Source organism: Erythrobacter sp. JB2-19 (assembly GCF_057365005.1).
In genome coordinates this window covers 815227-830642 of sequence record NZ_CP200290.1, presented here as the reverse complement: position 1 = coordinate 830642, position 15416 = coordinate 815227, and the positions used below count along the sequence as shown (strand labels likewise).

14 protein-coding genes are annotated in these 15416 nt (G+C 58.6%); 3 read left to right on the top strand and 11 right to left on the bottom strand.

The window, feature by feature from the left end; genetic code table 11:
* Nucleotides 1–4: 4 nt before the first annotated feature.
* Entirely contained in the window at nucleotides 5–1840 is a 1836-nt protein-coding gene (locus AC0V6O_RS04095; protein ID WP_486141767.1) for a DUF5060 domain-containing protein, read from the bottom strand.
* A gap of 39 nt (nucleotides 1841–1879) precedes the next feature.
* Nucleotides 1880–2377, bottom strand: a complete 498-nt coding sequence (locus tag AC0V6O_RS04090) for a cupin domain-containing protein (protein WP_486141765.1) — start codon at nucleotides 2375–2377, stop codon at nucleotides 1880–1882.
* Between the two features lie 190 nt (nucleotides 2378–2567).
* Between AC0V6O_RS04090 and AC0V6O_RS04085 the strand changes: the two genes are divergently transcribed.
* Nucleotides 2568–4223: an acyl-CoA dehydrogenase family protein gene (locus tag AC0V6O_RS04085; RefSeq protein WP_486141763.1), complete on the top strand. Its 1656-nt coding sequence runs from the start codon at nucleotides 2568–2570 to the stop codon at nucleotides 4221–4223.
* Nucleotides 4224–4231: 8 nt separating this feature from the next.
* Here AC0V6O_RS04085 and yaaA read toward each other — a convergent pair whose 3' ends face one another.
* The 6 genes from yaaA to AC0V6O_RS04055 all read right to left on the bottom strand — a co-directional run bounded on the left by yaaA (nucleotide 4232) and on the right by AC0V6O_RS04055 (nucleotide 10071).
* Nucleotides 4232–5017: a peroxide stress protein YaaA gene (gene yaaA, locus AC0V6O_RS04080; protein WP_486141761.1), complete on the bottom strand. Its 786-nt coding sequence runs from the start codon at nucleotides 5015–5017 to the stop codon at nucleotides 4232–4234.
* A gap of 232 nt (nucleotides 5018–5249) precedes the next feature.
* The gene (kynU, locus tag AC0V6O_RS04075; protein ID WP_486141759.1) at nucleotides 5250–6485 is read right to left on the bottom strand and encodes a kynureninase; all 1236 of its coding nucleotides are present in this window, start codon (nucleotides 6483–6485) and stop codon (nucleotides 5250–5252) included.
* Nucleotides 6482–7120, bottom strand: coding sequence for an arylformamidase (gene kynB / locus AC0V6O_RS04070; protein ID WP_486141757.1), 639 nt, complete (start codon nucleotides 7118–7120; stop codon nucleotides 6482–6484). The genes kynU and kynB overlap by 4 nt, the downstream gene beginning before the upstream one ends.
* Nucleotides 7117–8064, bottom strand: a complete 948-nt coding sequence (locus AC0V6O_RS04065) for a tryptophan 2,3-dioxygenase (protein WP_486141754.1) — start codon at nucleotides 8062–8064, stop codon at nucleotides 7117–7119. The genes kynB and AC0V6O_RS04065 overlap by 4 nt, the downstream gene beginning before the upstream one ends.
* Complete coding sequence (phhA, locus tag AC0V6O_RS04060; protein WP_486141752.1) at nucleotides 8061–8903, bottom strand: phenylalanine 4-monooxygenase; 843 nt, start codon at nucleotides 8901–8903, stop codon at nucleotides 8061–8063. The genes AC0V6O_RS04065 and phhA overlap by 4 nt, the downstream gene beginning before the upstream one ends.
* 4 nt (nucleotides 8904–8907) lie before the next feature.
* Nucleotides 8908–10071, bottom strand: a complete 1164-nt coding sequence (locus AC0V6O_RS04055) for an aromatic amino acid transaminase (RefSeq protein WP_486141750.1) — start codon at nucleotides 10069–10071, stop codon at nucleotides 8908–8910.
* 308 nt (nucleotides 10072–10379) lie between these two features.
* On the opposite strand from AC0V6O_RS04055, the gene AC0V6O_RS04050 reads away from it, so the two are divergent.
* Together AC0V6O_RS04050 and AC0V6O_RS04045 are read left to right on the top strand one after the other, a co-directional pair.
* Entirely contained in the window at nucleotides 10380–11087 is a 708-nt protein-coding gene (locus AC0V6O_RS04050) for a response regulator transcription factor (RefSeq protein WP_486141748.1), read from the top strand.
* Between the two features lie 3 nt (nucleotides 11088–11090).
* Complete coding sequence (locus AC0V6O_RS04045; protein ID WP_486141746.1) at nucleotides 11091–11612, top strand: hypothetical protein; 522 nt, start codon at nucleotides 11091–11093, stop codon at nucleotides 11610–11612.
* On the opposite strand, the gene AC0V6O_RS04040 is transcribed toward AC0V6O_RS04045, so the two are convergent.
* Genes AC0V6O_RS04040 through AC0V6O_RS04030 form a run of 3 tightly spaced genes read right to left on the bottom strand, consistent with a single transcriptional unit; the run spans nucleotide 11609 to nucleotide 15124 of the window.
* Nucleotides 11609–11728, bottom strand: coding sequence for a hypothetical protein (locus tag AC0V6O_RS04040; RefSeq protein ID WP_486145491.1), 120 nt, complete (start codon nucleotides 11726–11728; stop codon nucleotides 11609–11611). The two genes, AC0V6O_RS04045 and AC0V6O_RS04040, sit on opposite strands and share 4 nt — an antisense overlap.
* 2 nt (nucleotides 11729–11730) lie before the next feature.
* Nucleotides 11731–13788: a CHASE2 domain-containing protein gene (locus AC0V6O_RS04035; RefSeq protein ID WP_486141744.1), complete on the bottom strand. Its 2058-nt coding sequence runs from the start codon at nucleotides 13786–13788 to the stop codon at nucleotides 11731–11733.
* 31 nt (nucleotides 13789–13819) lie between these two features.
* Nucleotides 13820–15124 (bottom strand): FecR family protein, encoded by a 1305-nt coding sequence (locus AC0V6O_RS04030; protein WP_486141742.1) that lies wholly within the window; start codon nucleotides 15122–15124, stop codon nucleotides 13820–13822.
* Between the last annotated feature and the right edge of the window lie 292 nt (nucleotides 15125–15416).

The following is a 15416-nucleotide window of genomic DNA, read 5'->3' as shown; positions in this document are numbered from 1 at the left end:
GCAATCATTGCACATCAACCCGGTCCAGGAGAAAAACTCGGTCATCTTTGATGGATGACCCGATAAGCCGTTTTAGGTCATTTGAACTCGTCAGCTTCACCGCATGCCTGTCGCCAACAAATATGCCAGCAACAGGATCGAACAAACGCACCCGGTAAAGGCCCGGCACAACCACGTCCTTGCCCGGTTTAGGGGCCGCGTCACTCCAATAGATCGCATAGCTGCGTCCCGCGTCAGCCAGGCAATAGGCATCGCCCGCGCATGGCTGCATGTCCCAATATTCAAGGTTCTCTTCAAAGAAGCGCAGCGCGATACGCGTTTGCCGCCACAGCTCGGCGCGGCTGCGCCAATCCTCCGTCGTCAAATCATTGCCATCCTGGTGTGCGCCGAAATACCACTCCACTCCAGCGCCCCCACCCAGCAATGTGCCCCACAGCGCGTGCTGCCGCAGGCCATCGTGCGTGGGATCGTGCTTGTCAGCCCTCGCGCCGACCTGCCACTCACCAATTTCATCCATGGTGATCGCCCATGGCCGCCCCACCTCGCGCGAGGCCGCGATCCATTTGCGCACCTCAGCATTCACCGTCTCTCGTTTGGAAACCTGAAACGACAGACCAGCCAGCGATAGCTCACCAAGCAGGGGAGTGAGGATTGTATCCTTATCCGCGCCTTCCGAATGGGTGTGGAGCAGGACCGGATGGCCATAGGGATCATTCGCGGCGATATGCTGCGCCATGGCCTTGCGCTGTGCGTCATTCTGCCCCTCTGGGCGCCAATGAACCGGGCCATTTTCCTCACCCAGGTTCCAGAACAGTGCCGGATGATGCGCAAAGCGGGCGATCAACTCGTTCAAATAGAGTTGCCGCTGCGGTCCCGTGTCACCGCCATCCAGCAGCAGCTCGTTCTCGGTTTCCTGCAACACAATATGCAAAGCGACGCCGCGCGCCTGCATATGCGCAAAAACTGTCTCCCATTGTGCCAGCTTGCTGACATCAAACCGGGTGGGATCATCGGGCGAGGCCCAGGGCCACACGTCCTTGCCATCACCCGCAACATTATAGGTTAGGAAATAGACGGCGTTCATACCTTGATCGGCGAGGTAGTTGACCGCCCCGATCAGGCCTTTGCCTTTGCCGTGCTGCCAGGTGGGATCGCCCGCCCGCCAATCGCGGATGTGCGGGGCGAAACTGTGAATGTCCCCGCCCGCATCCGCCTCACCATCGCGGGCATTATCAGACATGCGGTAGGTACCATCGAAATCAGCAAATGCGAGCAGGTTCTCCGGACTATTGGCTCCGCCCTTCAGCCACCTTCTGCCGGTCTGTGCGGTGCGGAAATATTGCCCATCTTGGGTAAGCTTTCCAGTCGCGTAGAAACCCCTCGCATCACTCTCTGGCGGTGCAACGGCAAAACGCCCCTGCCATTGGCCGAGGCTTTTGGGCGTGGCCCCTGCAGAACTGGTTGTGCCGGTGGCCAATGCAATATCAGGTCCCTGCTCCAGCCGCGCGGAATAACTCCATTCACCTGGATCATCCGGCATAAAGCGCGCTCGCCAGATATTGCCACTATCCGCCCCTGTCTCGCCTGCATCGCCATCGGCGGCGAAGAACCCGCGGGTCGAAACCACGCGCGTCCCCTTGGTGTAGGTGACGATCAGCCGTGTATCGATAAAGGGGTTAAGCTCGCCGGTCTCACTCAATTGCGGCCCGGCGAAATCCAGCGTCACCGGCTGCCACTGCTGATGCACAGCGAGCACTTCCGGTGTAGCAAAGACAGCAGCCGCGTTTTGAAGCGGCGGCGGCGCAGCGCAACCAGAAAGCACCAGCAGACCCGCCGCCATAGCAGCAGCGCAAATGGCCTGGGCGCTGCGCATTGTCACTTATTCTTCGCCTGCCGCCTCCAGCGGATCAGGCGGTGTTGGCAGCCCGGTAGAATTCCATTTCCAGAACACAAAGGTCAGCGGCGTGTCCCCTGTATTTTTGACGCCGTGCACATCCCACGGCGCCGCGTAGAGCATATCACCCTTGTTTGCGGTGAAGACCTCTTCACCGACGGTCCATTCACCCTGCCCCTCCAGCACCATCAGGAATTCTTCCTCGGCATGGCGATGCGGTGGATGGATTTCGAGACCGGGTTTGATCGTCGCTGTGCCCGACAAAAGATCTCGCGTGCCGGCCGTTGTCCCGGCGAAATATTCGGCAAAGGTGCCCCATTCCTCTTCGGTGGATTTGGCGGTTTGGGTCGTTAGAACAGCGGTCGCCAATGGCGATCCGCCCGCCTCTGCCGGGGCCTCTTCGTTCGGTTCGCTCGCCTGCGGTGCGCCGCAAGCGGCCAGGCTGCAAGCCGCCAACCCGAGCAATGCTGTATGAAACTTCATCAATCCCTCCTCACTTTGGGCATACTGATAACGTTGTCAAAGAGCGCGCGCAAGATCACCTGATACGTGCGGGCAAACATGTGGTGGGCATCCACGATCGACCGGCTGACTTACCTGGCCGCTTCGACTAGCAAAGAGAGAGGAGGCCTGCAGGGCGGCACCGGGGCATGATAGGATTGGCCAAATGACGATGGACTGGATTTCTTTGGCTGATGAGGCAGCGCAGGCCGCCCGCTCATACGCCGCCGCCGTCGCGGACCAGACCGCCAAAGTCACCGCGCCGGGTGGCCGGGTGGATGCCGCCTTGGCTGAACGCGAGCAGCGCCTGGTTCACGGCTTTGCCTGGATCGCCACCACGGCTCAAGCGCTGGAGGCAGCCGCTGATTGGGCGAAATCGGCGCAGTCTGCGGGCGCATTCCAAGCTGTCGACGAGCTGGTCTTACGCATCGGCTTTGGCGAATATTGCGCTCAATTGGCCAGCGGCATTGTGATGAGCGCCAATGAAGTGATCCGCCCGGCCGAATTTGGCCTGGAGGATGCCGCACACGCCTTCGCAGCCAATCCCGGCACCGCTCGGATGATCGCAGAGGGCAATACGGCAGAGACCCGCGCTGAGCTAACCGAGCGGCTGAGCCAGGGTGAGCGGCCCTACGAAGGGCTGGGCGATGAAACGCTAGACATGATCCGGACGCAATTTCGCGCCTTTACCGCCGACCGGATCACGCCGCATGCCCACGCCTGGCACTTGGCAGATGATCTCATCCCGCTTGAGATTGTAAATGAGATGGCCAAACTGGGCGTTTTCGGCGTGTGCATTGCTGAGGAATATGGCGGACTTGGCCTGGGCAAGCTGGCAATGTCGCTCGTGTCTGAGGAGCTGTCGCGCGGCTGGATCTGTGCCGGATCGCTCGGCACCCGGTCTGAGATTGCGGGCGAGCTGATCGGAGAGAACGGCACGGATGCGCAAAAGGCCGAGCTGCTGCCGCAAATCGCCGATGGGCGGATCCTACCAACTGCCGTTTTCACAGAGCCGGATACAGGCTCAGACCTCGCCTCCGTGCGCACCCGCGCGGCCCGGCAAACGGATGGTAGCTGGCGCATTCACGGGGCGAAAACCTGGATCACCCACGCCGCGCGCGCCGATCTGATGACGGTTCTGTGCCGCACCAATCCGGATGAACCCGGTTATGGCGGGCTATCCATGCTGCTCGCGCGCAAGGCACGCGGCACCGACGCAGCGCCCTTCCCCGACGCGGGTCTCGATGGCAGCGAGATCGAAGTTCTCGGCTATCGCGGGATGAAGGAATATGCGCTGGGCTTTGACAATTTCGCCGTCGAAAAGGCCGCCCTGCTCGGCGGGGCAGAGGGCCAGGGCTTCAAGCAATTGATGCGCACCTTTGAGGGCGCCCGCATTCAAACCGCCGCCCGCGCCATCGGCGTTGCCTGGAACGCCTTTGACCTCGCGCTCAGCTATGCATTGGGACGCAAGCAATTTGGCAAATGCCTCACCGCCTTTCCGCGGGTCGCGGATAAGCTAGCGATGATGGCAGCAGAGACGGTTATGGCGCGCGAACTGACCTATTCGGCCGCCCGTCACAAAGATCTGGGCGAGCGCTGCGATATCGAAGCGGGCATGGCGAAACTGCTCGCCGCGCGCGTGGCCTGGGCCAATGCGGATAACGCGCTGCAAGTGCATGGCGGCAATGGCTATGCGCTGGAATATCCGATCAGCCGGGTGTTGTGTGACGCGCGCATTCTCAACATTTTCGAAGGCGCTGGCGAGATCCAGGCCCATGTGATCGGGCGCGGCCTTGTGGCCAACAGGCTTAAGGACGCCTCCAACTAAGCTAGCCGTTATTTCTTCACTGGTGGCTGCTCGCGCGTGAACACCAGCTCGCTCTCGCTGGAAGCCGCCGCATCATAGGCATATCCCTCGGCGTTGAAGTCCTTGAGGTCCTCCGCCCGGTCGATCCGATTATTCATGATCCAGCGCGCCATTAGCCCGCGCGCGAATTTGACGTGATACATCAGCCGCCGTGCCTCGCCATCCTTCACATTGAGGAAGCTCGCGGTGACCACGGGCGCACCCAGCGCGCTTTGATCAACCGCCTTGAAGTATTCATTCGACGCCAGATTAACGACGGTCTGATCGGCGTGATCCGCAAGATCGCTATTCAGTGTCTCAGCGATCCGACTGCCCCAGAAATCATACAGCGATTTGCCGCGATCATTGACCATCTTCGTGCCCATTTCCAGGCGATACGGCTGGATTGCATCCATCGGTCTCAGCAAGCCATAAAGGCCCGATAGAATGCGCATATGCTCCTGAGCATAGCTGAGCGCCGCCTCATCCATGCTGCTCGCCTCCAGCCCCCAATAAACATCGCCGTCAAAGGTCAGACCCGCAGGCTTTGCCGAATTGCTGCGCCCTTCCAGGTCGAACACGCGAAAGCGCTCTTCATTCAGCTCAGCCAGCTTGTCCGAAATATGCATCAGGCGTTTGAGATCGGCGGCGGATTGCTGCTTTGCAACGCGGGCAATCTCGCGCGTATCTTCGGCCAGGCGCGGCTGCGTAATCTCCAGGCTGGTGTCCAGCGGATCAAAGTTCAGCTTTTTAGCAGGCGAAAGCAAAGTGATCATCGGTCGTTATGTCCTATCAGCATTGGCGGCGGGAATGCGCGCATACAAAGGCTGGAATGCGTGTGGGAATGTGGGGACGATGAAACAGCTTTAAACACCTGATGGCAAGCGATGATGCGCGGCAATCATCGGCAAATTTGCGGCCACACAGATCGATTGCCTCGCTTAGAGGGTTAGCCTTTGACCATGCTGAGCCGGGAGGCCACGCGGCGCGCGCGCCACAATGCGCCGTTCACGTCACCGCTGACATGGCGTGAAATTCTGGTCTGTCCCAGCTGCGCGTCTCGCAAATCTCGCTGAGGCGGCGGACCGCCTCGGCGATGTCTGCATAACGCAAGTACAGCGGGGTCAGGCCGAGGCGCAGCACATCCGGCGCACGGAAATCGCCGATCACATCGCGGGCCTTTAGTGCCTGCGCAATCGCATAGGCATTGGGATGCGAGAAAGAGACATGGCTGCCGCTTTCCTCCCGGTTTTGCGGGCTGACCAGCTCAAAGCCATATTGCGCGCACAGCGGCTCCATCTGCTCAATCAGCAGCTCGGCGAGCGCAACCGATTTCGCCCGGACATCGCGCATGTCCGCCTGTGCGATCAGATCAACACCAGCTTCCAGCGCGGCCATTCCCAGCACCGGCGGCGTGCCGCACAAGAAGCGCTCAATTCCGCTGGCCGCATCATATTTCTCTTCAAAGGCAAAGGGGCGCGCATGGCCAAACCATCCGGCCAGCACAGCATCGGCATGCTGATGGCGCTGCGCGACATAGATGTAAGCGGGCGCGCCCGGCCCGCCATTCAAGAACTTATAGCCGCAACCGATCGCGAAGTCCGCTCCTGAGCCGTTGAGATCCACTTCAATCGCGCCGGTCGAATGGCTAAGATCCCAGATCACGAGAACACCATGCTTATGCGCAGCCGCATTGATCGCCGCCATGTCGCGCATTGCGCCGGTCTTGTAATGAACTTGTGTGAGCAACAGGACCGCAACGTCGTCACTCAGGCGGCCAAGCACGTCGTCAGCAGGCACCGCAAGCGAGCGCACTCCGCCCCCGCTGAGTCGCTCCAACCCCTGCATCATATAGTGATCGGTCGGGAAGTTACCTTCCTCTGTCAGGATCACAGAGCGTCCCGTTTGCAAGGACAATGCCGCACCCAGAGCCTTGAAGATGTTCACCGATGTGCTGTCCGCGGCGATAACTTCCCCCGGATTTGCGCCGATCAGTGCGGCAATCTTCTCGCCGATCCGCCGGGGCGCGTTCACCCAATCCGCGCCCAGCCATGAGGTAATCAGGCCCTCGCCCCATTGCTCGCTGACCGCATCCTGCATAGCCGCAATCGTCGCCTTGGGCAGGGCACCAAGCGAATTGCCATCGAGGTAAATCAGGCCATCGCGTAGTTGGAATTGACCGCGAAACCCGCGCAAAGGATCATTTGCATCGAGCGCGGCAACCCGATCTGCCACAGATGTCATGCCGCCAGCTCCCTTAGTATCGCGCGCACCGGGCTGGCATCGGCTCCGGCAATCGCCAGCGGAAGTGCAATCAGCTCATATTGACCGGGCGGCACATCGTCGAGCACCAGCCCTTCCAGAATGCGCATATCGCCTGCGCGCACTTCGTGATGGGCGTCCATCGTCTTGGATGTTTCCAGGTCGAGCGAGGGCGCATCAGTGCCGATCAGACGCACTCCGGCCTCACGCAGACGCGCAATCACCCGGGCATCAATCGCGGTGAAGTTGGAATCCCAGGCCTCGTGCGGAAAGCGTTCATAAGTGCGCATAATCACGCGGCTCTCACCCGCAATCGCCTGCCAATCCAGATCATCTTCCTGCACACTGCCACTGGCATGGCGCGCGTCCACAACAAGGCATGGGCCAAGATAGGGTTCAAGATCGCATTCATCGCTCGCAATACCCGCCGGATCATAGTGAAGCGGCGCATCGCCATGTGTGCCAGTGTGCAAAGGTAGCGACAGTTCCCCGATGTTCACCGGGCAATCCGGCCCGATTTCGATATTGCGCTTGATCGCAACCGGTGGCTCGCCCGGCCACAAAGGAATACCCGCATGAATACGTTGAGAGATGTCCCAGATCCGGCGCACACTCATGAAACGGGACACTGCGAATAATCACCACCCTCTTTCGGGGCATTCATGCGCGTGCGCATCGACCACAGCTCTGGGAAGAAATTGAGATCGAGCGCTTTGACGAGGTAATTGACGCCGGACGATCCGCCCGTCCCATGCTTGTGCCCAATCACGCGAGAGACGGTTTTCATGTGCTTGAACCGCCATTCCTGGAAGTAATATTCAAGCGCTGTGACCTTCTCGCCGAACGTATACAGCTCCCAATGCTGATCCGGGTTGCTGTAGATTTTCAGCCATGCGTCTTCAACGGCATCGCTCGGTTCATAAGGCTCGCTCCAGTCACGCTCTAACCTGCCCTCAGGAATATCGAGCCCGCCGCGTGCCAGCGCTGCCAGCACCTCATCATAGAGCGAGGGTTCCTCCAGAACCTGCGTGAGCCTCTCAGTCGCCTCGCCATTGTCGTGGTGGACCAAAATCAGGTCCAGGCGTTTGAGGCCCAGCAGAAATTCCAGCTCGCGATACTGGTGCGATTGGAAGCCTGATGCCTTGCGCAGGAACCCGCGAAAGGTCAGGAAATCATGTGGAGTTAGGGTCGCCAACACCTCCCAGCTATGGATCATGTGGCGCATGATGGTCGCGGTCCGGTCGAGCGTCTTGCCCGCCCTGCCCAGCTCGTCTGCGCGCAGGGCAGAGATCGCCTCGCGCACCTCATGCAGCATCAGCTTGATCCACAATTCCATGGTCTGATGCATGATAATAAACAGCATCTCATCTGGCTTGTCTGACACCGGGATCTGGCTGCTGAGCAATTGATCGGTCTGCAAATGACGACCGTACGTCAGGCCCTTATCCCACTGGATCGTCTCGCCTTGGATCGCTGCTTCAAAGGTCTCCATGCCGTCCTCGATTCGGCGCGTGATCGGCGAACCATCGGGCAAGTCGCTGCCAGGTTTCTTGTCGCTCATGCCCCGCTCACCTCAAACTCAGCATCACTTGGATCGCACTCGCCCGGCGTTAGAACTTTCAAGTCCTTCAACTCGTCATAGACGGCGCCAAGGCTGGTCGTTTCCATTTCTTCCAGCAAAGCTGCAAAGCTCTCAATCACGAAATAGGTCGGCTGAAACGTATCGAACGGATAATCCGTGCGCATCATACGCGGCAGATTGAACCGCAGCCTGCGCGCGATGTCGCCGCTCACCGCATGAACCGTCTCAGCATAACTAGACAGCAGACCCGCGCCGTAAGCCTTCACTCCGGCGCCTTCATGGATCAGGCCAAACTCGACCGTATGCAGATACAGCCGGCCAAGCAGATCAGACACGCCCTTGTTTTTCGCGCGCAGCCCAGCGCGGCCATAAGCGGCCATAAAGTCGCCAAAGGTGCGATCGACGAACATTGGCAGATGGCCAAAGACATCGTGAAACATATCCGGCTCGTCATTGTAATCGAGCGATGAATGCTGGCGCAGGAAATTTGAAACGGGAAAGCGGCGCTGCGACAAATGTTTGAAAAACACATCGGTGGGGATGACCCCGGGAACAGCAATCGCCTGCCAACCGGTGGCGGCAAGGAAACGCGGGTTAAACTCGGCGTAGTCCGGGATGCCATTTTCCGCGAGCTGCAAGGTGGCAAGGCCGTCTAGGAAAGCCTCGGACGCCAGCCCTCGCAATCCGTCCGATTGCCGGGTGACGAGGTCGCGCCAGCGCGCGTGATCTTGATCAGAAAACTGCGCCCAATCCTGCGCAATCGTCCAATCCTCGGCCGCGCCTTCTGGCGGTGTGTCATTGATAAGAAGCTGTTCCATGCGTTCAGATCAGCCCTTCTAGAGCAGACACAAATCGCGGCGCGGTGACCGAAGACAATCCAGCGAGATTGATCCGCCCGGTGGGCGGCATATAGATGGCATGATCCTCAGCCAGGCGATCAGTTACCGCGGCGTCGATCGGAAGCAGTGAAAAAATACCTTTGGTTTGCCAAATGGTGGCAAGGGCCGGATTGGAGCCGCTCAATTCGCGAATCTGGGTGCGCAGCTGAGTCATACGGGCGCGCATTTCACCTAGTTCATCGCGCCAAGCCTGCGTCAGCGCACTATCTGCCAGAATTGTCCCAATGACCTGCGCTCCATGCGCAGCGGGCGCGGAGTAATTTACCCGCGCGAGACTCTCTGCATTGGCCTGAACACCGACGGCAATATCTGCCGAAGGGCATTTGGCAAACAACACGCCGATACGGTCACGATATAGTCCGAACGCCTTTGACCCAGACATCGTCAGGAAACACTCAGGCGTATCCATCAGCAATCCCCTCAGCCTGGCAAGGTCAGCATCCAATTCGTTGCCGAGCCCATAATACGCCGCATCAATCAGCGGGATGACACCCTTTCTGCCTGCGGTCTGAATGATCTCATCCAGAGCATTATCGCTCAAGTCGAGCCCGGTTGGATTGTGGCATGGGCCGTGGAGAATCAAAACATCGCCCGGCTGCGCGGCATCAATCGCGGCAAGCGTATTTGCCGCACTCGCAGCACCATTGTCTAAATAGTCATAAGTACGGACAGGAATGCCGAGACGGTTGCAGATGCCTTGATGGTTGGGCCAGCTTGGAACGCCCAAATGGACCGTCAGCGAATGATTTGCCGCCTGCGCCAATTCCAATGCGAGCCGCACGCCGCCGGTACCGCCCACCGATTGCACCTGTGCAATATCTGATGGCAATACCTCCTGAAACAACAGCTTACTCATCCCGGCAAGAAAGCCGGGTTCACCCGCAAGCGGCAAATAGGCTTTGCTATCATTAGTCTTGGCCAGCCTCTCTTCCGCCTCACGTACGCAGGCCATAACCGGCGATTTTCCGCTTTCATCTCGGTAAACGCCCACCCCCAGATCGAGCTTATCAGCGCGTTGATCGGCCCGAAATGCGTTGGCCGTCCGGTACAAAACGTCAAGCTCAGGTGCCTGGAGTTTTTCGAGCATGAAAATGAAGCCTTATTGTTGAATGGGTCATGACAAGCGAGGCATGCACATCTAAGCAACCCCACCAATCGGTGTTAAGCTGATCAATTGCGACAATTTTCCGTGACAGACAAACATTTTGCCATGAAGCCGCGATCCGCTGATCGTCCGTCTCTAAGACTGGGAATGATGGCAGTCTACACATCACCAAACAAGCCTCGTCCCGCCCAATACAATCGGTCAAACCCAATAATCGAGAATGTCTATGGATTACACAAATCGTGTGATAGCAAGTTATTGAGGCCAATAGTTTGAGAGGGAACTAGCATATGCGCGTGGCTCTAGCAGATGATGAAAAGGAACTGCTCGAACAGGTTTCGGCCATTGTGGTGGGTGCGGGGCACGAAGTGGAAACATTTCTCGATGGCTCTGCCCTGCAACGGGCGCTGCAACGCGAAACCTACGACATAGTGCTGCTGGATTGGAACATGCCAGGCTTGACCGGACCAGAGGTCGTCAGCTGGGCAGCAGAGAACATGGACACGCCGCCGCCATTCATCGTAATGACCAGCCGCGCGGCGAAAGAAGACGTGGTTCACGGTCTGGAAGCAGGCGCGGTGGACTATATCATCAAACCGGAATCCGACGAAGTGATCAAAGCGCGGATGGAAGCCGCTGCTCGGCGCAACGAGACCACCAAGCCAGACACACAAGCCAGCTACGGCAAATATTCGCTCGACCGCAAAGCGAAAGCGATAACCGTTGATGGCGAAGACGTGCAGGTTACCTCGCGCGAGTTTGATTTGATTGATCTGTTCTTCCGGAACTTTGACCGCCCTCTCTCACGCGGCTATCTGCTGTCAAAGGTTTGGGGCGGCAATGCCGACCTCGAAACGCGCACGGTGGATGTTCACATCTCACGGCTTCGCGCCAAGCTGAAACTGGAGCCAGCCAATGGCTTTGTGATCAGCACCGTTTTTGGATTTGGGTACCGGATGGATGCGTATAATGATGATGAGTCCTCCGATGAAGAGTGAGATATGATCCGCAATCAACGGTTCCTCAGCAGTACAGTTTTGGCTGCATCTTGCGGCCTCGCTGCCGCTTGTGCGGTAACAGAAGCGCCGCAGATCAGCTCTAGCATTGGCGCTGCTCCGCGGTCGCAATCGGTGCATCTGCTCGAACCGGACAAGGATCAGGCACAGCTGCTCGCGCTGCATTCAGCCCTAAAAGAAAGCTTGGCTGGTAAAGGCATCCTCTTGGCAGAGGACGCCGATGTCGTGGCTGAATTGGGCATATCTCAGCGCCCAGCCACCCTAGGTGTATTTGCCGGTGAAGCCGGAGCAAATACAGAGCCGCCCCGCCCTGTTGCCGAGCCTCGCAAAGCAAGATTGCTCGACCTTTGCGAGGCTTTAGCAGTGGAGGCGAACCTGGCCCTGTTTGACCGGGCGAGTGGTGAATTGGTCCAGCAGAGCAAGGCGCAGGGAACCATTTGCGAAGGCAAAGAGCCGCAAATGGATGAGTTTGCCGAAGTTCTGGTGAGCAAGCTTACCAGCGATTAGTCGCTGATCATCTGCTCGCAATTCAAAGTGATTTCGAACGAAGTTCCGCCATCCGATTTGGTGCGCACTCTGATCTCCGCTCCGTGCTCGTCGACGACCTTCTTTACATAAGCCAGACCTAAACCAGCGCTGGGCCCTGCCCCTTTGTGCGCGCGCCAAAACGAGCAAAGGGATTGCTTACGCGTTCGGGCGGCAGACCAGGGCCTTCGTCGGCGACCTCGATCACCGGGCTGCTGTTCTCATCGCTCTTCAAAGCCACTTTGACAGTTTCGCCCTTGGACGAAAATTTGAGCGCATTGCCGATCAGATTGTCAATCGCGCGCGACAGCGAATAGGCCTCCACCATGCAAAACACCGGATCCATCGGCAGGCTGGTTTCCAGCTTGATATTCTTACGTTTGGCCAGTGGATAGGCGCGGTCTGACGCCTCGTGCAACAGAGCACCAATATCGGTCTCGACCGGCTCAATGCCTTCATATTCCAACCGGGCGATCTGCACAAAGTCATCGGTCAGCTTCAGCGTGCGGCGCGCTTGGCTCTCAATTCGCTCCATGCGTTCGTCCTCAGGCAGGTGCTTGCCCGCCGCCCCCACCAGACCCACAATCGCGGCCTGTGGAGATCGCATATCGTGCGAAAGAAACTCCAGCATCTCGCGGCGTTGCTGTTCGCTCTCGCGGATCTTGGTGATGTCGCGCATGGTGATAATTTTGGTCTGCTCGTCGATCTCAACCTCTGATGATGCGACCAGAAACTCCCGCCCATCCGCGGTAGTGATCTCTTCCATCTTGGTGTCGAACTGTGCGCGGTTTTCTGCCAGCAGTTGGAACAAGGTCAGGCCAGACCAGTCTGTCTCCTCACCAAAGATAGCCACCGCCTGCTCATTCATCAGAACCGCGCGGTCCTCTGCATCGAACACCATCATGGGGTCGGGCGAGGCCGACAGCGTCTTGCGCAGGAAGGCCAGCCGTTCTCGGGTCGCCCCGATCAAATTGCGCATCAGGGATACCTGGCGCGCAACCGTGTCAAAGCCGGAGCTGCCATCGGCCACCTCTTTGCCTGCACGCGGCATAAGCGCCTGCGCCTCAACCTCCAGAAACCGGCTGACCGCGCTGAGCCGCCGCCAACCCCACAGCGGATAGGCAACGACCACGCCCAGGATCGCGGGGAATACGGGCATCCATTGCCCAGACACGACCAACGCGGTGGACAACGCCACCAGCGCAGCGATCAGCGCCAGCGACAGCCGCAATCCCCAAACGGGGGGCAATTGCCAGAAGGTAAGAAACAGCAACGCAATCGCCACGATCAGAGCGCCGCCAACGATCCAATCGTCCAGCTCGGTAATCAATTCGTTTTGCAGAATGGCGCTCAAAAGATTGGCCTGCATTTCAACACCGCTCATGATCCGTCCGGCATGATCTGCCACGGTATAGCGGTCTCCCAATCCTTGCGCGGTGGAGCCTATCAGCACGATCTTATCAGCCAGGAACTCGCGTGAGGCCTGGCCAGACACTACGTCGCCAGCAGAATAGCTAACGAACGAGCCATAAGGATGCATGGGTACAATCGGCTCGGCAGTGTCTCGCGGCAATTCTAAGGCTTCCGCATCGGCGCTCAGGGCTGCGACCTTGGCCAGATGGTCATATTGCTGGCCGCCAGCTTCAAATTCTAGCGCGAAGCGGCGCACCACGCCGTCACTGTCCGCACCAACGGAAACATGCCCAATATCCTGCGCGGCGTTGGCTAACTCAGGGATTGGAAATACCGGGGCCGGATCGGTCGATGCGCCCAATGACCGGGCGAATGCATGGGCCAAGATCACATTGCCAGCCTCCGCGACAGCGCGGCTCAATTGCGCGTCGCTCTCTGCCTGGGTCGGGTCGACAAACAGAATATCGACCACGGTCAGCTTTGGGCCATAGGTCGTCAATTGATCGATCAGTTCTGCATGGCGCGCCCGGTCCCACGGCCAATTGCCGATTTCCGACAAAGCACGGTCGTCAATTTCGACAATGACGATCTCGTCCGATGGCTCTGCCAGTCGGTATTGCGAGGCAAAATCGAGCAGGCTGTAATCGATCCGGTGCGTCCATTCCTGCTGCCAGGCGGTCAGCACCAAGGCGATGGTCGCGCCAAACAGCAACAGCCATTCGCCGAACAGACGAAAATTCTTCATGCGCGCGCTCGCCTGTACTGCAAGAACCGGCTCACTCGGTTACAGACAGCTCTTGTGTCGGGCTCCACACCTTTATGACGTCGCCTTCATCAATTTCGAATGTCGCCACACGCCAACGATAATCTCCATTCTCAAGGTTGGAGATGATAATGGCAGAATTTTCGAGCGCGACTTCGTCGACCAGCAATTGGCCCGGCGTCTTTGCATTCCAGAGCTGGAAAGCGCTGAGAGTATCGCCGCTGCCCTGCGTGCGCCAGGCGAATTTGAACGCATCGTCGAATGGCGATGGCTCGACCCCGCCCTCCACGCCTGCACGCTTGCGGCGGAAAGAGAATGTTCGCGACAGCCCTTCAAGGCCAGAGGCAGAAATCGCCCGGGAGCGCACGAAATAACGGCCATCTTCAAGGCCATCAAAACTGGCAAGGGGCTCATTGCCGAGCCGTTCAGTCACCACTTCAACAAAGCCGGCATCCTTGGCGATTTGCGTGCGATAGCCCGCCGCCCCGCTCAGCTCATTAATCGCGAACTCGACCATTTCGGTAGTTTGGATCCGGCCTGGATCAACCAGCTCTGGCGCTGAAAGCAGGCGCTCCTGCGCGCCCAATTGATCCTTGGCTGAGGCAACGCCGAAACCAGCAGCAGTCGCAGCCTCGTTCTCGCCCGCGCTAACCGCGACTTCGCCTTCTAGCACTTCGGTCAGGCTGACCTCTCCATTCGGCTCAAACCCGACGCGAAATTCTGTGCCGCGTACTGCTGTCACCGCCAAAGGCGTGCCGATCCGATAACGTCCCTGACCGTTCACTTTAGGCGCAATGACTTCACTACGCCCCTTTAGAACCTTTATCTGGACATCAATCTGGCCGTTGATGAGGTAGCGGCGCGCATCGACAATACGCACCCGAGAATTGGAGGGGATGGAAAGGCGCGAATTACCATCGCCGGAAAACGCCGCAAAACTGTTTGCGCTGGTGGTGATCTCTGCGCCCTCGCGTACAGATAGGCCAACGCGAGGTGCGACATTGCGGCCACGCGTGGTTAGGCTGACGCTGCCTGAAAAGCTCTGCAGGGTCAGCGGAACCGGGCGATATTTCAGCAGGCTACGCGGGATCTTTAAGGTCTGCCCCACCTGCATCAAGCGAGGGTTCCTAACCCCATTGGCGCGGCGAACACGCTCCAGCGCGGCCGGGTTGACCAGATAACGCTTGGTCAGCTCGTACAAAGTATCCGACGGCTTCACCACATAGCGGATCTCGCCCTCGGGCGCGGCAACGGCTTGGGTCGTCGCCGAGGCGAAAAACGCCCCCGCAATCAATATTTTCAGCGCAGCGTGCTTCATGCAAAATCCTCCGATCCTTCAGGTATAACACCTTGAAGGGCCGCGAAACCAGTATCGGCTCGCCGCAATCAAATTTTACATGTTTTGAGCGGCGCGAAAGCGCGGAAAGGCATTCTGCATCTTCATTCTTGCCGCGGCCCTCGGTTTCTCGCTCGATGATCGCCTCGCGCTCTTTGAAATGTGGGTCCTCCAGCATGTCTTTCGCGGTTTAGACTAGGCCTGCCGCCATCTTTGCCAACCATGCTCAACCGCGAGCACCTCAACGAGGTGATCCCGGCGTTCGAGTTTGGTG